The sequence below is a fragment of the Actinoplanes sp. CA-252034 genome, from assembly GCF_050956125.1.
Classification (GTDB): Bacteria; Actinomycetota; Actinomycetes; order Mycobacteriales; family Micromonosporaceae; genus Actinoplanes.
In genome coordinates this window covers 5,607,151-5,626,076 of the sequence record NZ_CP191846.1, presented here as the reverse complement: position 1 = coordinate 5,626,076, position 18,926 = coordinate 5,607,151, and the positions used below count along the sequence as shown (strand labels likewise).

At 69.8% G+C, this 18,926-nt stretch carries 14 protein-coding genes and 1 pseudogene; 7 read left to right on the top strand and 8 right to left on the bottom strand.

The features are described 5' to 3' along the window. Positions 1–18: 18 nt before the first annotated feature. The 4 genes from ACQPZW_RS25870 to ACQPZW_RS25855 form a co-directional block, all read right to left on the bottom strand. Positions 19–915, bottom strand: a complete 897-nt coding sequence (locus ACQPZW_RS25870) for a universal stress protein (protein WP_433788608.1) — start codon at positions 913–915, stop codon at positions 19–21. A gap of 66 nt (positions 916–981) precedes the next feature. After that, a complete protein-coding gene (locus ACQPZW_RS25865) occupies positions 982–1,413 on the bottom strand; it encodes a universal stress protein (protein ID WP_433788607.1) in 432 nt (143 codons plus the stop codon). Between the two features lie 191 nt (positions 1,414–1,604). After that, positions 1,605–2,168 (bottom strand): cysteine hydrolase family protein, encoded by a 564-nt coding sequence (locus tag ACQPZW_RS25860; protein WP_433788606.1) that lies wholly within the window; start codon positions 2,166–2,168, stop codon positions 1,605–1,607. Then, complete coding sequence (locus ACQPZW_RS25855) at positions 2,165–3,190, bottom strand: zinc-dependent alcohol dehydrogenase (RefSeq protein ID WP_433788605.1); 1,026 nt, start codon at positions 3,188–3,190, stop codon at positions 2,165–2,167. The genes ACQPZW_RS25860 and ACQPZW_RS25855 overlap by 4 nt, the downstream gene beginning before the upstream one ends. Before the next feature lie 109 nt (positions 3,191–3,299). Here ACQPZW_RS25855 and ACQPZW_RS25850 point away from each other — a divergent pair, with 109 nt between their 5' ends. Together ACQPZW_RS25850 and ACQPZW_RS25845 are read left to right on the top strand one after the other, a co-directional pair. Further along, positions 3,300–3,947, top strand: coding sequence for a TetR/AcrR family transcriptional regulator (locus ACQPZW_RS25850; RefSeq protein WP_433788604.1), 648 nt, complete (start codon positions 3,300–3,302; stop codon positions 3,945–3,947). A 306-nt stretch (positions 3,948–4,253) separates the two neighbouring features. Then, a complete protein-coding gene (locus tag ACQPZW_RS25845) occupies positions 4,254–4,529 on the top strand; it encodes an SHOCT domain-containing protein (protein ID WP_433788603.1) in 276 nt (91 codons plus the stop codon). Between the two features lie 245 nt (positions 4,530–4,774). On the opposite strand, the gene ACQPZW_RS25840 is transcribed toward ACQPZW_RS25845, so the two are convergent. Beyond that, the gene (locus tag ACQPZW_RS25840) at positions 4,775–6,055 is read right to left on the bottom strand and encodes an RNA polymerase sigma factor (protein WP_433788602.1); all 1,281 of its coding nucleotides are present in this window, start codon (positions 6,053–6,055) and stop codon (positions 4,775–4,777) included. 136 nt (positions 6,056–6,191) lie between these two features. Continuing rightward, positions 6,192–6,443, bottom strand: a pseudogene (locus ACQPZW_RS25835) (YciI family protein); the annotation flags it as partial. A gap of 659 nt (positions 6,444–7,102) precedes the next feature. Between ACQPZW_RS25835 and ACQPZW_RS25830 the strand changes: the two are divergent. Continuing rightward, positions 7,103–7,942: a GAF domain-containing protein gene (locus ACQPZW_RS25830; RefSeq protein WP_433788601.1), complete on the top strand. Its 840-nt coding sequence runs from the start codon at positions 7,103–7,105 to the stop codon at positions 7,940–7,942. A gap of 212 nt (positions 7,943–8,154) precedes the next feature. Here the strand turns inward: ACQPZW_RS25830 and ACQPZW_RS25825 are convergent, their stop codons facing one another. Together ACQPZW_RS25825 and ACQPZW_RS25820 are read right to left on the bottom strand one after the other, a co-directional pair. Next, positions 8,155–8,640 (bottom strand): GNAT family N-acetyltransferase, encoded by a 486-nt coding sequence (locus ACQPZW_RS25825; RefSeq protein ID WP_433788600.1) that lies wholly within the window; start codon positions 8,638–8,640, stop codon positions 8,155–8,157. Between the two features lie 133 nt (positions 8,641–8,773). Then, on the bottom strand, positions 8,774–9,655 hold the full coding sequence (locus ACQPZW_RS25820) for a universal stress protein (protein ID WP_433788599.1): 882 nt from the start codon (positions 9,653–9,655) through the stop codon (positions 8,774–8,776). A 239-nt stretch (positions 9,656–9,894) separates the two neighbouring features. On the opposite strand from ACQPZW_RS25820, the gene ACQPZW_RS25815 reads away from it, so the two are divergent. The 4 genes from ACQPZW_RS25815 to ACQPZW_RS25800 all read left to right on the top strand — a co-directional run bounded on the left by ACQPZW_RS25815 (position 9,895) and on the right by ACQPZW_RS25800 (position 18,892). Beyond that, positions 9,895–10,797: a universal stress protein gene (locus tag ACQPZW_RS25815; protein ID WP_433788598.1), complete on the top strand. Its 903-nt coding sequence runs from the start codon at positions 9,895–9,897 to the stop codon at positions 10,795–10,797. Positions 10,798–10,953: 156 nt separating this feature from the next. Next, entirely contained in the window at positions 10,954–13,581 is a 2,628-nt protein-coding gene (adhE, locus tag ACQPZW_RS25810; protein ID WP_433788597.1) for a bifunctional acetaldehyde-CoA/alcohol dehydrogenase, read from the top strand. Between the two features lie 353 nt (positions 13,582–13,934). Further along, entirely contained in the window at positions 13,935–14,306 is a 372-nt protein-coding gene (locus tag ACQPZW_RS25805; RefSeq protein WP_433788596.1) for an iron chaperone, read from the top strand. 494 nt (positions 14,307–14,800) lie between these two features. Next, the gene (locus ACQPZW_RS25800; protein ID WP_433788595.1) at positions 14,801–18,892 is read left to right on the top strand and encodes a hypothetical protein; all 4,092 of its coding nucleotides are present in this window, start codon (positions 14,801–14,803) and stop codon (positions 18,890–18,892) included. The last annotated feature ends 34 nt before the right edge of the window (positions 18,893–18,926 follow it).

The following is an 18,926-nucleotide window of genomic DNA, read 5'->3' as shown; positions in this document are numbered from 1 at the left end:
CGGCTGCCGATGTCCCCGTCAAGATGGCAGGCTCCGAACGGCCTTTGCTGCCGGTTGGAGGAGTTCGCTGACAACGCGCTTGTCCCGGGTCCGCTCCGCCGGACCCGGGATGGTCCGGCTCGGCCGGCACAGCACGGGCGAGGTGCCGCGGACGATGGCGACGGGTGCGTGACCGTGGTGCAGCATGGTCTGGGCGACCGAGCCCAGCAGGCCGCGGTACGGGAATCGGCCACGTGCACCGACAACGATCAGTGACGCCTGCTCTGATTGCCGGACCATCACCGCGGTCGGGTCACCCGTGAGCACGCGCAGCCGCGCGTCCACGCCGTACTTCCGTGCACGGGAGGCGACCACTTCGTCAAGATCGCCGGTACGGCTCCCCGCTTCGCTCACGTGGACGACGATCAGCCCGCTTCCTCGATGTGCGGCAGCGTTGAATGCGTAGTGCAGAACCGCTTCAGCCGAGAGAGAGTCGTCGAGGCCGGCCACTACCGGACCCGGCGGGACAGGGGCGGCCCGGGTGACCAAGACACTGCCGAAGGCCCGTGCGGCCAGTTGCACCGCCGTCGCCTCCCGCGGCATGAAAGTCAGGTCGTTCAGGTCGCCGTCACCGATGACGGTCAACACCGCACGCCGGGACAGTCGCAGCAGGCTCGGCAGAGGGTGACCCTCCACCAGTTCGGTGGTGATCCTGATGTCGGGCGCCACGCTGGCGGCAACGACCGCGGCCCGGCTCAGCACTTCCCTGGCGGCTCGCGGATCTTCCGCATCGTCCGACAGGAGGTTGAAGGTGTGCGCCAGGTGCAGTGGACAGTTCCGGCGCTCAGCCTCCCGGGCAGCGGCCTCGACCGCTCGCCGGCCGGCCGGTGATCCGCTCACGCCGGCGACGACTCGCGCCGATGCTGAGGTGTTCATGGGTCTCACCTCCAGAGATGCCGCAGTAGCCGGTTCGAGGGCTGGCAGGGGACCTGAGCCCGAGTGTCACGACATGCCGCCACGCTCCGCCTTGCCGGTGCCGGCCGGGATCACCACCACGGGGCAGGCTGCCTTACGGATGCACTCCTCGCTCACCGAGCCGAGCACGGCGTGCCGCAGTCGGTTGTGGCCGTGGCCACCGAGGACCAGCAGATCGGCGTTCTCGGCGTCCGCGATGAGAACATCGACCGGCGTGCCCTCGACGATCTCAGCGGCGATCGGCCGACTCGAACCGTGTCTGGCGATGACGTCCTTGATCTGACGATCGAGTACTTCGCCGGCCTGGCGCCTTTCCTCGGCGGGTGGCGTCGCGTAGACGACTTCGGCCTCGACGCCATCCCAGACCCAGGCCATCACCGCCCGTACAGCGGTGTCAGGGCCGGCAGCATGCCCTGCCGCCCATTCCAGAGCGCGGCGGCTGCTGTCGGAGCCGTCCACACCGACGACGATCAGATGCTTGTTCATGGCTGCCTCCAGTGGTGCGAGACGGCCATCTCGTGGGGCACGGCATTGCCGTCCGCATTCCCGCGATTGAGTGTCCTCGCGGTTCAGTGGGGTCAGCAGGGTCTAACGGCCCCATGGGCAGTCCCCGCTCCGAGGCGCCGCGTCACGGCCGCGGCTGCCGGGCGTTATGCGCCGCCGGCTCGATGGGCCACCCACTCGTCGACCGCCAGCACCTCGGCCTGCATCGGAAAGATCTTCTCGGTCAGCACCCGGTGCACCTCGGGGTCGTTGTCGAGGCACGCGTCCGCGAGCACGGTCAGGGTGAAGTCGAGGTCGGCGGCCTGTCGCAGTGTGGACAGGACGACGCCACTCGTAGCGATGCCGGTCAGCACGAGGTGGCCGATGCCCTGGGCGCGTAGGACCATCTCCAGGTCGCTGCCGGCGAAGGCGCTGACACGCCGTTTGACGACGACGATGTCGCCCTCTGCCGGTGCGACGTCCGGATGTGCCTGCATGCCGAGCTCGGCGGCCGGGCTCGCGGGCCGGCCGGCGAGCTGCCCGAACATGCGGTTGCGGGGGTCGATCTCCGGCGCGCCGGGCCGGAACCCGACGCCGACGTGGATGATCGGCAACCCGGCTTCGCGGGCGGCGTCGACGGCCCGGCGCAGACGCGGCAGGTAGTCGGGGTCGGGATAGCGGGCCACCACGGCCCGCTGCACGTCCATGACGAGAAGAGCGGTGGCGGTCACAGGTCTTCCTCCCCGAAGGTGACGACGACCTTGTCGGCCGCGCCGGGTGTGCCGGCCAGGGACAACGCCCGATCGACTTCGGCGAACGGCACGATGTCGCTGATGATCAGCGCGTACCGTTCCCAGTTCTCGATCAGGTCCTGGGTGACCTCGAAGATCTCGGTGGGGTATCCCATGGCCAGTGCGATGGTGATCTCGCTGGTGAGCAGGGCGCCGAAGTCCACGGCGACCGGCTTCTTGTGCACGGCCACGATGCTGACCCGGGCGCCGTGCTTCGCCGTCGCGAATATCGTCTCCAGAACCGCCGGCACGCCGGCCGCGTCCAGGTACAGGTCGGTGCCGGCGCCGCCGCGGCTGAAGTGGCGGACGGCGTCGCCGTGCAGGTCGCGCAGTCGCTGCGCCACGTCCTCCTCAGCTGAGTTGATCACCGCGTCGGCGCCGACCTCGAGTGCCTTCTCCAGCCGGTTCGGCACCACGTCGACGACCACGACGTGCGCGACGCCGCGGAGCTTGAGGCCGATTGCCGCGCCGAGCCCGATGGGCCCGGCACCGAAGACGACGGCGGTCTGCCCGGCCCGCGGTTCCAGGCGGTTGACCGCGTGGGTGGCGACGGCCATCGGCTCGTTGAGCGTGGCCACCTCGAACGGGACGTGCGCTGGAATGGTGATGAGGTGCCGCCCGACTTCGGCGTCTTTGATGAGCACGTAGTCGGCGAGCGCGCCCTGCGCGCCACCGCTGCCGATGATGCCGTCGGAGGCGGCCATCGGGTTGAGCACGACGTGGTCGCCAACGGCGAGGCCCGTCACCGCGGCACCGACAACCGCGACCTCGCCGGCCGGTTCGTGCCCGAGCGGGGTGGCGCCCTGCCGGGGCGGGATGCCGCCGACGGCGATGTACATGCCGTCGGAGCCGCAGATGCCGCACGCGCGGATGCGGACCAGCACGTCCGCCGGCCCGACCGCCGGCTCCGGGACCTTCACCACGGCCGTCGTTCCCGGCCCGGTCACCATGACTGACTTCATCAACCCCTCATTTCGTACGCCATATGGCGTACGACTGTAAGTCATGTGGCGTACGATGTCACCTGCCAGATACGGTGTTCCCGCATCACCGACGCGAGGGGACCCGCCGATGACACAGGCCGAGCCGGCCCGGACCGCACTGCTCGACGCGGCCGAACGACTCTTCGCCCTCCACGGCATCGCCCAGGTCTCCGACCGCCGCATCGCCGACGCCGCGGGCAACACCAACCACTCCGCGGTCCGCTACTACTTCGGCGGCCGCGACGGCCTGCTCAGCGCCCTGCTCCTGCGCCACACCGGCGCCCTGGAGGAGCCGCGCGCCGTGATGTTCGAGCACTCCGACTCACTGCTCGGCGACGTCCGCAGCCTCGTCCTGCCGGTGATGCGGGTCCTCGCCCGGCTGCCGCAGCCGACGTGGCGGGCACGCTTCCTCGGCCAGGCGCTGCACGATCCCAGCATCCGCGCGCTGTTCCCCCAGGTCGGCGACGCAGCCCCGAACACTGCCCGGATCCTGGGCTCGATCGCCGGACGGCTGGAGCACCTCGACGACCCGTACGTCATAGCCGCCCGCTCCGGACTGATCACCAGAATCGTGGTCACGACCGCCGCCGACGTGGAGGCCCGCGCCGAACACGACGGCAGCGACCCGCGTTGGGAGGCAGTCGGCGGGTTCCTCTGCGATGCGATCGCCGGGATGCTCCAAGCGCCGATTACAAACCGGAAACCCTCCCGAAAGGCGCACGAACCAACCAGCTGAAGCCGACGCGCCTACCTCGGCGTCGATCAATGAGCCTGGTTCGACCGATCGACACGAGTCCCGAACCGGCGAACAAACCAGAGCTCGCAGCCGGTTCGCACCCCTGGCCGGTATGTGACGGCGAAACGATCAGCGAGCCGGCCGACCACGGATCACGCTCGGAGCGAGCGTCAGTCACGCAAAGACCACAGGGGCCTCCGGCCCGCGGACGAAGGGCGATGGGCGCTACCCGGGCACGAGCCGTCATGGGCATGGTGAAGGAGTCCCGAGGACCATCGACCGGTGCGGCGACCAGAGGAGACCACGATGATGTACTACGGCAACGGGATGAATGGCTGGGGCATGGTGCTCATGACGGTGAACAGCCTGATGCTCTGGACCCTGGTGATCGCCGGTATCCTCGCCGTCGTTCGCTACACCGGCCGTGACGGACGGCGCGGCGCCACGGTGGCGTCACATGCCCCTTCGCCGCAGCAGCTGCTCGCCGAACGGTTTGCCCGCGGCGAGATCGACGACGAAGAGTACGCGCGCCGTCTGGGAGTGCTCGACACCGCAACTCCGCCAAGCAGGCCCGCCGGCTGAGAGGTACCTCAGCGACCGCAGCGATCCACCTCCGGCCCGACGTGCGAACGAGGGAGAGTGCGCGACACGATTCACGCGCCGCCATCACCACGGCTGGGCGCGAGTGCCGCTCGTGCCATTACACGGTTGACCAGCATTGCCGTTGGTTTCGGGCCGGAAACTGTCGGGAGGTCAGTTGGGTGCTGGTGACGCTGGATTGCACGGCGACCTTGTCGCGGTCGCGGTGACCGCCGAGCCCGTCGTCCTCAGCCGGGCGCGGGCTCGGCGCCGGCGGCGCGGCTGACCTCGGCTAGGCGCTGCTCCAGGAAAGCGCGCTCCGCGGCGTTCGCCGTGAGCTCCATCGCGCGCCGGTACGCCTGAGCCGCGCCGGCAGCGTCGCCGAGGCGGCGCAGCAGGTCGGCGCGGGTGGCGGGAAGGTAGGGGTAGTCGGCGAGCCGGGGATCGGTCGCCAACTCCTCGAGGAGCGGCAGGGCGGCGGCCGGACCGTCGGCGAACGCCACGGCGGCGGCCCGGTTGAGCGCGACTACCGGGGTGTTCCACACCGCCAGCAGCCGGTCGTAGAGGTGCACGACGCGCGGCCAGTCGGTCTGCTCCAGGGACGGCGCCGTCGCGTGCACGCCGGCGATCGCCGCCTGCAGGGTGAACCGCCCCGGTGGGCCGGACGCCAGCGCCCCGGCCGTCACCGTGAGCCCTTCCAGAATCGCGCGCTGGTCCCAGCGCGTCCGGTCCTGGTCGGCGAGCAGGAGCAGCCGGCCCTGCTCGTCGGTCCGGGTGGCCCGGCGCGCGTCGGTGAGGAGCAGGAGGCCCAGCAGGCCGCGGGTCTCGGCCTGCTCGGGGAGCAGCGCGGCGAGGGTGCGCGCGAGGTGCAGGGCCCGGTCGCAGAGCTCCTCACGGACGAGCGCGTCCCCCTCGCCGGCCGTGTGGCCGGTGCTGAAGAGCAGGTGGACGGCGGTGAGCACGCTGTCCAGGCGCTCGGGCAGCTCCGCCCGGCCCGGAACCCGGTAAGGGATCCGCGCTGCGGAGATCTTCTTCTTGGCCCGGGTGATCCGTGCCGCCATCGTCGGCTCGGACACCAGGAAGGCCCGGGCGACGTCGGGCGTGGGAACGCCGCAGACCAGGCGCAGGGTGAGGGCGACGCGGGCCTCGGGGGCGAGGGTGGGGTGGCAGCAGGTGAACACCAGGCGGAGCCGGTCGTCCGGCACCGCGGCGTCGGGCCAGTCCAGGTCGGCCGGATCGTGTGGATCGACGGTCGCCGGCTCCACGAGCAGCGGAAGCTTGCGCCGGAGGGTGACCTCGCGACGCAACCGGTCCAGCGCCTGGTTCCGCGCCGCCGTGGTCAGCCACGCGCCGGGCCGCTCCGGGACGCCGTCCCGGGTCCAGGCCTGCAGCGCGCTGACGTACGCCTCCTGCGCGCACTCCTCCGCGACGTCCAGGTCGCCCGCGACGCGCACCGTGGCGGACAGCACGAAGGCCCACTCGGAGCGGTGGGCCTGCGCCAGCGCGGCAGCGACCGCGTCCGCATGCATGGCGGACGCGGTCGGCTCGTCGCTCGGAGCGATCAGAACGGGTTGGTCGTCGGGTCCACGACCGGGCGAACCTCGACGCCGCCGCCGGGGCCGGGCACAGCTTGGCGATCTCGACGGCGTGGTCGAGGTCGCGCGCCTCGACGACGTAGAAGCCGCCGAAGGCCTCCTTGGTCTCGACGAACGGGCCGTCCGTCACCGTGCCGGCACCCTTGATCGTGGTGGCCGTCGTCGTAGGCGCGAGCGCCTCCCCGCCCGCAATGGACCCACCGAGATCGGCGACCTGCTTGAGGAACGTGTTGTGCGCGTCGATCACCGCGCCCCACGCCTCGGGCGACGCGTTCGCGTAGAAGGCCGGGTCTTCGTAGATGAGGATCGCGTACTTGGCCATGGAGCTGTCTCCTGCACTGGGTCGCGGGCCGGCCTGTCCGGCTCCGTCATTGGCGACGACGAACACTCTGCCGCCGGATCGACAGCCGGGCCCGGGTCTTCTTCAAGATTTTCCGGCACCGTGCGTGGCGGAGTCCGCTTTGCGCGCAGAAGTGCACTCCAACGGCCCCACCTGACGCTCCGCCGGGCCGATTGAGCGAGGCGTGGTGATCTCCCGCAGCCGCGAGTGCGGCAGCGTCGCGAGCAGCGTCGACGTCCGCGCCTCGGGTTGATCGCGCGGGTGCGACTGGGATTCACCAACGCGCGAGCCCGCCAGCCGGCTAGCACCCGCGGGGCGACGTCGGCGAACAGGTCACCTGGTAAGCCGATCGCCCGGACCGCGCAGCTTGAGTCTGTGGGCGTCCATTGAGCGGACCTCGAACGGACACACCCCACCTCGCGCCACCCGGCGACGCCGACCAGCCAGAGGAACATCTCACATAGGGTGTCCGGTGATTTGTCCGCTGAGCGGGGGCTATCCGTTACCACTACGCTCACCGGCATGACCGGCATCTCGATCGGCTACGCCCGCTGCTCTACCGACAAGGAGGATCCGGAAGCCAACCGGCAGATCCTGATGACCGCCGCAAACACATACTCCACCCCGGCCTGAACACCCGCATGAGAAACGAGCACCACACCGTGTCGATCACCGCTGACAGAACCGCCCTCACCGACCCCGCCCGGCTGGCTGCGGTACGCCGCTACGAGATCCTCGACGCCCCTACCGACGGCCAGTTCGACACCATCGCGGCGGCCGCCGCAGCGGTGTGCGGCACCCCGATCGCCACGGTCAGCATCGTCGACGCCGACCGTGTCTGGTTCGCCGCGGCAAAGGGCCTGGACGGCGTCGCGCAGGTCGGCACCGAACCGGGACTGTGCGCGTCGGCGTTCTGCGCCGAGGGCCCGTACGTGGTCAACGACGCGGTCACGGATCCACGCACCCTCGACCATCCTCTGGTACGTGGCGAGCTGGGGCTGCGGTTCTACGCCGCGGCCCCGATCGTCACCGCCGACGGGCACCACCTCGGCACCGTTACCGCGATCGACGCCATGCCCCGGGAGCTGACCGAGACGCAGAAGACCGTGCTCGGCCATCTCGCCGACCAGGTCGCGCAGCACCTGGAGCTGCGCCTGGCCACCATCAAGGCGGTACGCGCCGAACGCCAGCTGCGCGACGAAGCCGAACAACGCGCCGCCGCCGCTGCCGAGCTCAACGCCCAGATGCGAGCCGCGGCTACCGTACAGGCCACCACGCCGCACCCCGAGCACTGCCAGCTCGGCGGCACCACCGACTGCACCGAACCAGCCGAGATCAAGATCGCCGACTCGTGGGGTGACTCGGCCTGGGGCTGCACCACCCACGTCGAGGAAGCCATCCTCAACGTCCGATCGGTGTTCATCGCCAGCGAGGAACTCGGCGGCCTCGACGCCTACCTCCACCGCGCCAACAAAGGGTGAACATCACCGTCAGAACGGACGCCGGCTCCTCGGGCAATGAAGTCCTCGACCGCGCCTACGGCATCCAGCTACGGCTGACCATTCCGCAGCCGATCGTCCGCCTGCACCGTGAGCGCGTCGGGCGGACGGGCAGAGCAGCCGACGGCCGGGGAGCTTCCCCGGCCGTCGTGGTGAGGTGATCAGATCAGCGGATGATCGAAAGATCAGGCCGGTCAGAGCGCCAGCCGGTACGTCTTCGCGTGCTGTGCCGTGAAGCCCAGGCGCTCGTATCGTTGGTCGGCGGCTGTGCGAGCCAGTCCGGATGTGACATCGACGGTCTCTGCCCCCGCACTGCGGGCAAGACGGACAGCGGCTCGTATCAGTGTCGCCTCCACCTCGAAGCTGCGTACGGCGTCGTCGACCATCACGTCCTCGGTCCACGCCCGCACACCGGTGGCGAGGGGGGAGACCACCACCGTGAGCATGCCGACGATCTCGCCGTGGAGGCGGGCGACGAGCAGCCGGTTGCTCGGGCACGCGAGCACGGTCCGCAGGACATCGGCGCCGACGACACGAGCAGAGGACGATGTCAGGCGAAGCAGCCAGTCGACGGCCGTCACCAGTTCGCCGGTGACATCTCGAACGACCTCGACCTCGACCTCGGCGAGTTCCGGGCTGAACTCTCGGCCCGGCGATGCCAGGGAAGACCCACGGTTCACGGCACTCCTCCTCGATGGGTGACCGACAGCTCCACGTACCACGCCGGCCGTTGTTCGAGGTGACCGGCCGGATCGTTGCGATCCCACCATCGGCGGTCAGCGGTTGCGGGACCCACCGGCCGGTCGCTGGTGCTCACCGGTGGTCCTTGCCGGGACGGTCCACGTAGACGGGGCAGTCGGCGTGGTGCAGCAGCTGCAGGCCGGTGGAACCGAGCAGCGTACCCACGATCACACCGTGACCCCGGCTGCCGACCACGACCAATCGGGCGCCGTGCGAGACACCGACCAGCACGCCCGCGGCGCTGTCGTGCGACACGATGGTCTCGACCGGCACGCTGGAGTACTTCACGCGCCACGGTGCGAGCTGTTCGGTCAGGCGGGCGCGTTCGGCGGCGTCCTGCTCCGGCGTGGCGATCGTCGTCGTCGGGATGTCGGCGCGGTAGTACACCGGGACGGCCGGCATGTAGGTGCGGATCGCGACGAGTCCGGTCGCCCGCGCGTCAGCGGCGGCGAACGCCGTCGCCAGCACCCGGTCGGCGGACTCGGAGTCGTCAACGCCGACGGCCACCGGTCCGTCCGTGGCGTCGGCGCGTCCCCGCACCACGACCACCGGGCAGGGGGCATGTGTGGCAACCCGCTGGCTGACCCCGCCCAGCAGCAGGCCGGCGAACCCGCCGTGCCCCCGGCTGCCGATCACCAGCAGATCCGCAGCCTCGGCCGCTCCGAGAAGCTGTGCGGCGGGACTACCGGTCATCGTCAATTCTGCGACGTCCACCGTCGGGGCGATCGCCCGGGCGGTGGATGCGGCTGTCGCGGTCACGGTCTCGGCGATCTCACGGGCCGTCTCGAAATGGCCGCCGCCGAAGTCGTAGCGTGCCGTGTTCCAGTCCCAGTCCAGGACGTGCACGACAGTCAGCCTCATGTCCCGGCGCGCGGCCTCGAGGGCCGCCCACCGTACGGTCGCCTCGGCTGACGGGGCGCCATCGGTGGCGACGATGATGGTGGGGATGCGCATCGCTCCTCCTTCTCCGGCTCTCCTTTCATCGTGGTCCGCATCGATGCCGGTGGGCAGGGCGAAAGGTCATGCCCGATGCGGGCGGAAGTCCCGCCACGGCGAGTGCCCCAGCGACAACGGTCAGGGCCGGAGGTCCTTGTCGGCTCGGTACGACGAGGGCCGCCGGCGGGCCCAACGGACCGCCCCGCGGTGCCTAGCGGCCGTGCCGTCACAGGCTCCGGGCAACCTAGCGTTCGCTCATGAACAGGTTCGTGTCGGTTCAGGAGAAGCTGCCCGTGGTGATCGGTGTCGACGGCACGCAGGCAGCACTGCAAGCTGTCGATCTGGCCGCTACAGAAGCAGCGCACCGTGATGCGCCGCTGGTGATGGTGCACGCCTGGCCCGGCCGGTACTTCGGCGGACCGCGACTCCGGGCCACCGTGCCGGACCGGGCGGAGGGCGAACACCTGCTCGAGCTCGCCGCACGCCGGGTCCGGCGCACCGATCCACGGCTGAAGGTCACCACCGCGTTGACGGACGAAGGCCCGGCCCAAGCGTTGCTTCGCTGGTCCGCCCGGGCGTGCCTGCTGGTGGTCGGCCACCGGGAGGAGACACTGGCCCATCTCGGATGGGGATCGACCGCTGCCTACCTGGCTCACCACAGCATCTGCCCGTTGCTCGTGAACCGCGGGTCGGCACCCACCCAGGGGCCCGTGATCGTGGCCGTCTCCGGCCGGCACTCGACGACTCTGCAACAGGCCTACGAGGCGGCGGCGTACCGGGGAGGCACACTCGCCGCCGTTCACGTGTGGATCTCCACAAAGGGCCCGGGTAGCGGTGACGGTGAGCGCGGCGACGCCGAACACCGGCTCGACGCGGTGCTGAACAGGTCCGGCCGATCATGGCCAGACGTCCCGGTCACCCGCGTGCTCATCAGCGAGGCCGAGATCGCGTACACGCTGGAACGCGCGGCCTGGCGTGGTCGTCTGCTCGTTGCCGGCAGAGGACACAAAGGCTGGGTGGTCGAGGCGCTGTACCGTTCCGTCGGCGTCACGTCGACCGGCCGTCGACTCTGCCCCGTTCTTCTCGTGCCTCCCGGCCGGCCGGCCACGACCGTGCCGTCACCGACCGCGGTGGCACGCCGCGCGACCCTGACCGAATAGGTGCGACAGGGCCGGGGAGCGTTGATCCGGTCGATGAAACGGGACCTTGGTCCCGTCCGGCGAGGTCGCTGGGCACCCGCGCACGACCGGCCTGAGCACAACGATGGACATGTGACCGGATGACAGCTCCCGGCACTGACGATCGGAGTGATCCCCATGACCGCCGCGGCCGTGACCACCGCCCTGCCGGACGACACCGGCACCGCCATCGAGAACCTGGTCGGCAACGGTCTCAAGGCTTTGGACGAGTACGCCGGCTTCGACCAGGAGCGCATCGACCACATCGTTGCGAAGGCGTCGGTGGCGGCGTTGGGCCGGCACGGTGACCTGGCCCGGCTCGCGGTCGCCGAAACCGGCCGCGGCGTGTTCGAGGACAAGGCCGTCAAGAACATCTTCGCCTGCGAGCACGTCACCAACCACATGGCCGGGCTGAAAACGGTCGGCGTCATCGCCCGCGACGAGATCAACGGCATCGTCGAGATCGCCGAGCCGGTCGGTGTGGTCTGCGCCGTCACGCCGGTCACCAACCCGACCTCGACCACCATCTTCAAAGCCCTGCTGGGGCTCAAGACCCGTAACCCGATCATCTTCGCCTTCCACCCCGCCGCGCAGCGATGCAGCACCGAGGCGGCCCGGATCGTCCGGGACGCCGCCGTCGCCGCCGGTGCCCCGAAGCACTGCATCCAGTGGGTCGAGCAACCGTCGATCGCCGCTACCGGTGCGCTGATGAACCACCCGGGAGTCTCGACCATCCTCGCGACCGGCGGCAACGCCATGGTGCGGGCGGCGTACTCGGCCGGCAAGCCCGCCCTCGGCGTCGGCGCCGGCAACGTCCCGGCGTACGTCCACAGCGGCGCGAAGCTGCGCCGGGCGGTGCACGACATCGTGCTGTCGAAGTCGTTCGACAACGGCATGATCTGCGCCTCCGAGCAGGCGGCCATCATCGACACCACGGTGTACGAGTCAGCGCTCACCGCATTCCGGAACCTGCACGCCCACGTCGTCACCGCCGAGGAGAAGAGCCTGCTGGAAATGCTGATCTTCGGCACCGAGGCCGGCGGCGCGGGTTGCTCCGGCGCGCGCCTCAACCCCGACGTCGTCGGGCAGAGCGCGGCATGGATCGCCGAGCGGGCCGGCTTCACCGTGGCACCCGAGACATCGCTGCTGCTGGTGGAGGTCGACCAGGTCGGACCCGCCGAGCCGCTGACCAGGGAGAAGCTCTGCCCGGTCCTCGCGGTACTGCGCGCCGAATCGACCGAGGACGGCATCCGATACGCCGAGCAGATGGTCGAGTTCGACGGCCTCGGGCACAGCGCGGTCATCCACACCGAAGACGAACAGCTCGCCGAGGAGTTCGGGCGCCGGGTCAAAGCGGTGCGCATCATCTGGAACGCGCCGGCGTCACAGGGCGGCATCGGCGACATGTACAACGCGTTCCTGCCGTCGCTGACGCTGGGATGCGGCAGCTACGGCCACAACTCGGTGTCCGACAACGTCACCGCGGTCGACCTGATCAATATCAAACGGATCGGCCGGCGGGCCAACAACCTGCAATGGTTCAAGGTGCCCCCGAAGATCTACTTCGAGCCGAACGCGATCCGCTACCTAGCCGACATGCCGGACGTGCACCGCGTCACCGTGGTCACCGACCACACCATGACCAAGCTGGGGTACGTCGACCGGCTGATCACCGTCCTGCAACGGCGACCCGAACGCGTGGCGCTGCAGGTCATCGACGATGTCGAGCCGGAACCCAGCGTCGCCACCGTCGACCGTGGCGCGGAGCTGATGCGCTCGTTCCAGCCCGACACCATCATCGCCCTTGGCGGCGGATCGGCGATGGACGCCGCCAAGGTGATGTGGCTGCGCTACGAGCACCCGGAGGTGGTGTTCGCCGACATGCGGGAGAAGTTCTTCGACATCCGCAAGCGGGCGTTCAAGTTCCCGGCCCTCGGCGGACGGGCCCAGCTGGTGTGCATCCCCACCACGTCGGGCACGGGCGCCGAGGTGACACCGTTCGCCGTCATCACCGACACCGCGACCGGCAAGAAGTTCCCCCTCGCCGACTACGCCCTCACGCCGAGCGTGGCGATCGTCGACCCGGTCCTCGCCGCCGACCTGCCGCCCACCATCACCGCCGACAGCGGCTTCGACGCGCTCACCCACGCCACCGAGTCCTACGTGTCCGTCTACGCCAACGACTTCACCGACGGGCTCGCCCTGCAGGCCATCAAGCTCATCTTCGCCAACCTGGAACGGGCCGTACGCCACGGCGGAGCCGACCCCGAGGCGCGGGAGAGGATGCACAACGCCGGCACCATCGCCGGCATGGCCTTCGGCAGCGCCTTCCTGGGCATCGTGCACGCCATGTCGCACACCCTCGGCGCTACGTTCCACGTGGCGCACGGGCGGACCAACGCGATCCTGCTGCCGCACGTCATCCGCTACAACGGCTCGGCCCCGGCGAAGCTGACCGGCTGGCCCAAGTACGAGAACTACCGGGCGCCGGAGCGCTTCCAGGACATCGCCCGCATGCTGGGCCTGCCCGCGGCCACCCCACAGGAGGGCGTCGAGTCGTACGCCGCAGCGGTCGAGCGGCTCCGCGACGCCGTCGGCATCGAGCCGTCGTTCAAGTCCGTCGGCGTCGACGAGACCGCCTTCCTGACCGCTCTGCCGCAGCAGGCGATCAACGCCTACGAGGACCAGTGCGCCCCGGCCAACCCGCGCATGCCGATGCTCGACGACATGCAGCAGCTCATGCAATCGGCCTATTACGGTTCCTGACTCACCATCGCAGCAGCACAGTCGGGTTTGGTACGCGAGTGTGTGATTACGGCCGCCAGAACGGGCGCCAGTTGTTAGCCAGTTTCGGCGCCACCCCGCTGGTCGCTCTCGCGTGAATGTTCGTGAGAACTAGCGCCACCTGTTGACCATGGCTGATGTGAGGACCAGCCGCCATCAGGCCCGGCCGTGACTCTCTGTCGCGGCTCATAGCCGGCCGGCGGCGGAATGCGCGCTCGTGCCGAGATCCGGATGTCCGTCGAGACCGTCAACCGGTGAGCTGAAACAGCATGTGAACCCGGCACGCCTCGCTCGCTGCGGGCGCTGAGCCGAGCAGGGCGTGCCACACTGGCGCCATGGCCAGACCTCAGACGGTCGACGAGTACATCGACGGCTTCACCGGACCGGGCCGCGAGCTGCTTGAGCAGCTGCGGGCACTGGCCTACGAGGCGGTTCCGGAGGCGAGCGAGGCGATCAAGTGGGGTTATCCGGCGTGGGTGCACCCCTCCGGAACGATCCTCTTTATGGTCAGTGGTCACGCTAGACACGCCAGCGTCGCGTTCACGCCCAGCACTCGCGAGGGGTTCGATGCCCAGCTCGTCGGCTTTGCTACCGGTAAGGGCACGGTCAAACTCCCATACGGCCAACCTGTGCCGGGCGATTTGTTGCGCCGGATGATCGCGTTTCGCGTACGCGAGCACGAGGACGATGGCGTGCTGTGGATGTGACCGTGTCGTGTATTGGTGAGATCGCTTCCATCTGTCGAACCGAGCGTGCCAGGAGCCGTACGACGCACAGATTCGCCGCCGACTGTACATAAACCCGAGGTCAGGGAGGCGCACGCATCTGCCGCAGGCAAGGCGCGGCCTCGTTTCGGGCGCCCATCACCCTGCGCAAGCGGCATGCCGACCGACGCCGCGTGGGCGGGTCCTCGCTGGGACGGCGCCGAAACTCACGTACATCGAAATCGGTGAGGTCTACGTGGTGCCGAAACTCGGCGACATCTGGCGCCGAAACTCACCAACAAAACCAAGTGTGGAGCTCTGAGGCGGCAGGGGGCCAATCCACCCGAGGCCGCGACCACGAGCTACGTATCGTTGTGCGTGGCAGTCGCGGTCGAACTCGTCGATACCTGCAGCCGCTGGCGTAGCCTGTGGCAGTGAACGGTGCCGGCGGCGGACACCTGGCTGCGTCTCCGTACTCGACCGGAGGCGGTGGCACGGTGCTCGAGCATCGCTACGGTGCCACGCTGCTGTCCTGCTTGCTGAGCGGCAACCCCGCGCCCGAGCTCGGCGACGATGCCACGCTCGAGTCCGTGACCTTCCAGGCCAGCGGGATCAGCCCGGTCGACGACCTGGTAGTGGCCGGTCGTTCGCCGGATGGCGGCGAGCGCCGGGTGTCGATCGGGGTAAGGCGAGCGCCGGCGCTCGTCAGGAGCGACCACGCCTCGGCCGAACTGCTGACCTCCTACGTCCGCGTCGTCGCCGAGCACTGGCCGGCGGTGTACGCCGGACGGTGGCGCCTCGCCCTGGCCGTGGCCAGCCCGAACCCGGCCGTGCAACAGCTCCGGGAGCTGACCGTGATCGCCCGGGCGGTCGGGGACGAGGCAGCGTTTCGCGCCGAGGTCGCACGGCCGGGGCGGACGAACGACGACGTCCGCGGCCGGTTGGTCCACATCGATGCGCTGGTGACGACGGCCGCTGGCCGCACCCACGTCGACGGCGTGGATCTCGGCGAGCTCACCTGGCGCCTGCTTCTTGCCCTGTACACCCGGGAGTTACGGCTCGAGGGCGGGGACGAGACGGATCGGACCGTCGCCGCCGGACAGCTCCGGGCCGTGGTCGTCGACGACGTGACACCGCCACACCTGCTGTTTCCGCGGCTCGCGGAACTGGTGGCCCGCTACGCGCCCTCGGGTGCCCACGTCACCGAGTCCGTGCTCCGTAGAGACCTCTCCGGCACTCCGTTGCGGGCGACCACGACCCACCGATCGGCGTACCTGCAGTTCGTCCGGGACGCGGCGCCGGCTGTCCTCGTAGGGCGGGAACGTGAGCTCGCCGAGCTTGAGCGGTTCTGTCTTGACGACGGTCCCGGCTACCGCTGGCTGCGGGCCGGACCATGGGCGGGCAAGTCGGCGCTCATGCGGTGGTTCGTGCTGCACCCGCCGGCCGGCGTCGCAATGGTCTCGTTCTTCGTCACCGCCCAGCATCCGGGACAGCACGACCGGGCTGGCTTCGTCGACGTGCTCCTCCAGCAGTTGGGCGAGCTGCTGGGCGGGCCACCACCGCCGTTGACCGAGGCCACCCGCGAGGTGTATCTGATCGAGTGGCTGCACCGGGCCGCCGCGGAGCTTCGCGGGCGGGCTTTCCGGCTAGTACTCGCCGTCGACGGCCTCGACGAGGACCGGGGCGTCACCCCGGGACCAGACTCGCACAGCATCGCCGCGCTGCTGCCGCGGCACCTGCCGGAGAATCTGAGGGTGATCGTCACGGGGCGGCCGAACCCGGAGCTGCCGTTCGACGTCCCGGACGACCACCCGTTGCGGAAGCCGGAGGTAGCCCGGCAACTGGAACCCTCGCCGGAGGCACAGATCGTCCGCGCCGCGATGGAACGAGAGCTACGGCACCTGCTGCACGGCACGAGCCAAGAGCGCGACCTGCTCGGTGTCCTGGCCGCCGCCGGCGGGGGCCTCACCGGAGCGGATCTCGCGATGCTGAACGGCCTCGATCGACTCGACATAGACAAGCTGCTCAAGGCCGTGTCAGGCAGGACCTTCGTAGCGTCGTCCGGTCCCTGGCGTGCCGACGAGCGGCACTACGCCCTCGGCCATGAGGAACTCCAGCAGGAGGCGATCCGAGTCATGGGCCGAACCAGGCTCCTGGCCTACCGCGAGCGCATCCACGCCTGGGCCGACCGCTTCCGCAACGCCGGCTGGCCCGGAGACACCCCCGGCTATCTGCTCGGCAGCTACGTCCAGCTCCTGATCGATACCGCGGACCTGGATCGACTGATCACGTTCGCCGCCGACGGGAGCCGCCACGACCGGATGCTGGATGTCAGCGGCGGCGACAACGCCGCTCTGACCGAGATGGCGGCGACCGCCGCGCTGCTGCGACGGCCGGCCCACCCCGACCTGCGTGCGTTGCTGCGCTTGGCCGTGCACCGCGACCGCCTGCTCCGCCGCAACGAGCGGATGCCGAAGGAGCTCCCGGCAGTGTGGGCGGCCCTCGGCAACCGCAACCGCGCCGAGGCGTTGGCCCGCGCGATCCTCCGTAGCGATGGCGGCGCGGACGAGGCCCTGATCCTGCTGGCGGAGCAGATCGCGCGGAACGGCGACTATGACAAGGCACGGCAGCTCGCGGAGGAGATCCATCTATACGGACGCGCCGGCGCGTTCTGCCGCTTGGCCATGCTGGCCCATACAGGCGGAGGCGACGAGCAGCTCGAGGGGCTGTTGGCGGCCGCCGAGACGGCCGCCGCGGCTGTGACGACCGACGTGGAGGTTCGCAGTTTCGCGTTCGGGCAGATCGCGGTCGTGCGCGCCACAGTCGGCGACCTCGCCGGCGCGCTCGATGCGATCGACAAGATCGAAGTCTTGGATCGCCGCTTCGGTGAGGTACTGATTCGCGTCGCGAAGCTCGCCGCGGCGATGGACGACGAGCCGGCCGTTCGCGCGATCATCGATTACTGGCGGCCGGACACCTTTCAGGACCCGCCACAGTGGTTGATAGCGCAGTCTGTGACGCTGGCGGAGTTGGTTGGTGACCTCGAGCGAGCCGAGGCCGAATCGGCCCTGATCACGTCGGTGGTAAGCCGGTGTGCAGAACTTGCGTTCCGTGCGCGCGCGGCCGAGGCTCAGATTGCCGCGGACTACGCCCGCTCTGCAGGGGACATCGCTCTGTCGGCGCCGGACGAGGATCGCGTCACGGCGCAACTCCATGTCGTGCGCGCATGGATCGCGGCACGGGACCTCCAGGCGAGCGTCCAGGCGCTGCACGAGATGACCGTCCGCGAGGACCACCATTTCGCTGATCGATCCGCACTCGAGCGTGCCCTTGAGGCGGTCGTGGAACAGGCGTTGGCGAACGGCGAGGTCGAGCTGGCGGCCGGCCTCGCGGTGGTCGCCGCGGAGCGCGGTCTGGCTCGGGCGAACGCCGACATGATCCTGATCCACGCCCTCGTGGACAACGGGGAGTTGTCACGGGCCGAGAGCATCGCGCGTGCGGGTACACACGTAGCGGCGAACGTGAACGCCTTGGCGGTCGTCGCATACGCCCGCGCCTGCGCCGGCGACCACGAACGGGCGGCCGAAATCGCCACTGAGATCGAGCAGTCGGTCCGCGCCGCCGCCGGTCTCGATTCGCCGGTCGCGCTCGCCGAACTCGCCCTCGTCCTGCTGAAGACGGGCTCACACGAACATGTCGGCTGGCTTGTCGCGCAGATCCACGGCCGCATCATGTCCGATGCGCATTACGACGACCGCGATCTCGTGACGGTGAGACTCGTCCACGAACTGGCGAGGTGGGAGCGGTTCGCGGAGGCGGAGGCGCTGACGAACGCGCTGGACCCGGGCGGCGACTCGCTGATCACCGAGATTTACACCCACCACCTGCGCAACGCCGGTCGACGCGGGCAGGTTGACGCCGAGCCGGCGGAAGCGGAACCGGTCGAGGTCCGTATCGACATGTCGGTCCAGGGACGCAGTGACCAAGAGATCCGCGATCTGTTCGAGGCGGCGGACCGGAGGGCGTGGCCGGAGTACACGGCGGCGTTGGCCGAGGTCGGACGCGTCGAACTCGCGGAGTCGCTGGCCCTCGGTCTCGACGATCTTGACGAGCGGACCTGGGCGCTGGCGCCGATCGTGCGTCCGGCCTGCGAGCGTGGCGACGTCGAGCTCGCCGAACGGGTCGGCTTGGCGATCCCGCAGGACCATGAGCGCGCGAAGGCGCTGGCGACGATCGCTGGGCAGGTGCCGGACGATAAGGAGCGGGCGGACCGCGCGGAGGCGGAAGCGCGCGGCGTGCGGTTTGCCGAGGAACGGTCCGAGGCGCTAGCGGCCTTCGCGGCCGCGATGTTCGCTGTCGGCGACGTCGACCGGGCGCTGTCGGTCGCCCGCAGCATCGACCTTCCGCCCGAACGGGCCAAGGCTCTCCTGGCGATCGCAGATCAGCTATCGCCGCCAGCGCGGCGGCGATTGATCGCGGAGGCGCTGTCCTTCGCTGCCTGGGACGTCGTCCTACCGTGGCTCGTCGCGCATGAGCCGGCCGCGTTGGACATCGTGGTCGAGGAGCTCGGCGTGACCGGCGACGCCTGATCGGTAGTACTGGCGAGGTTTGGCAGTCAGCCTG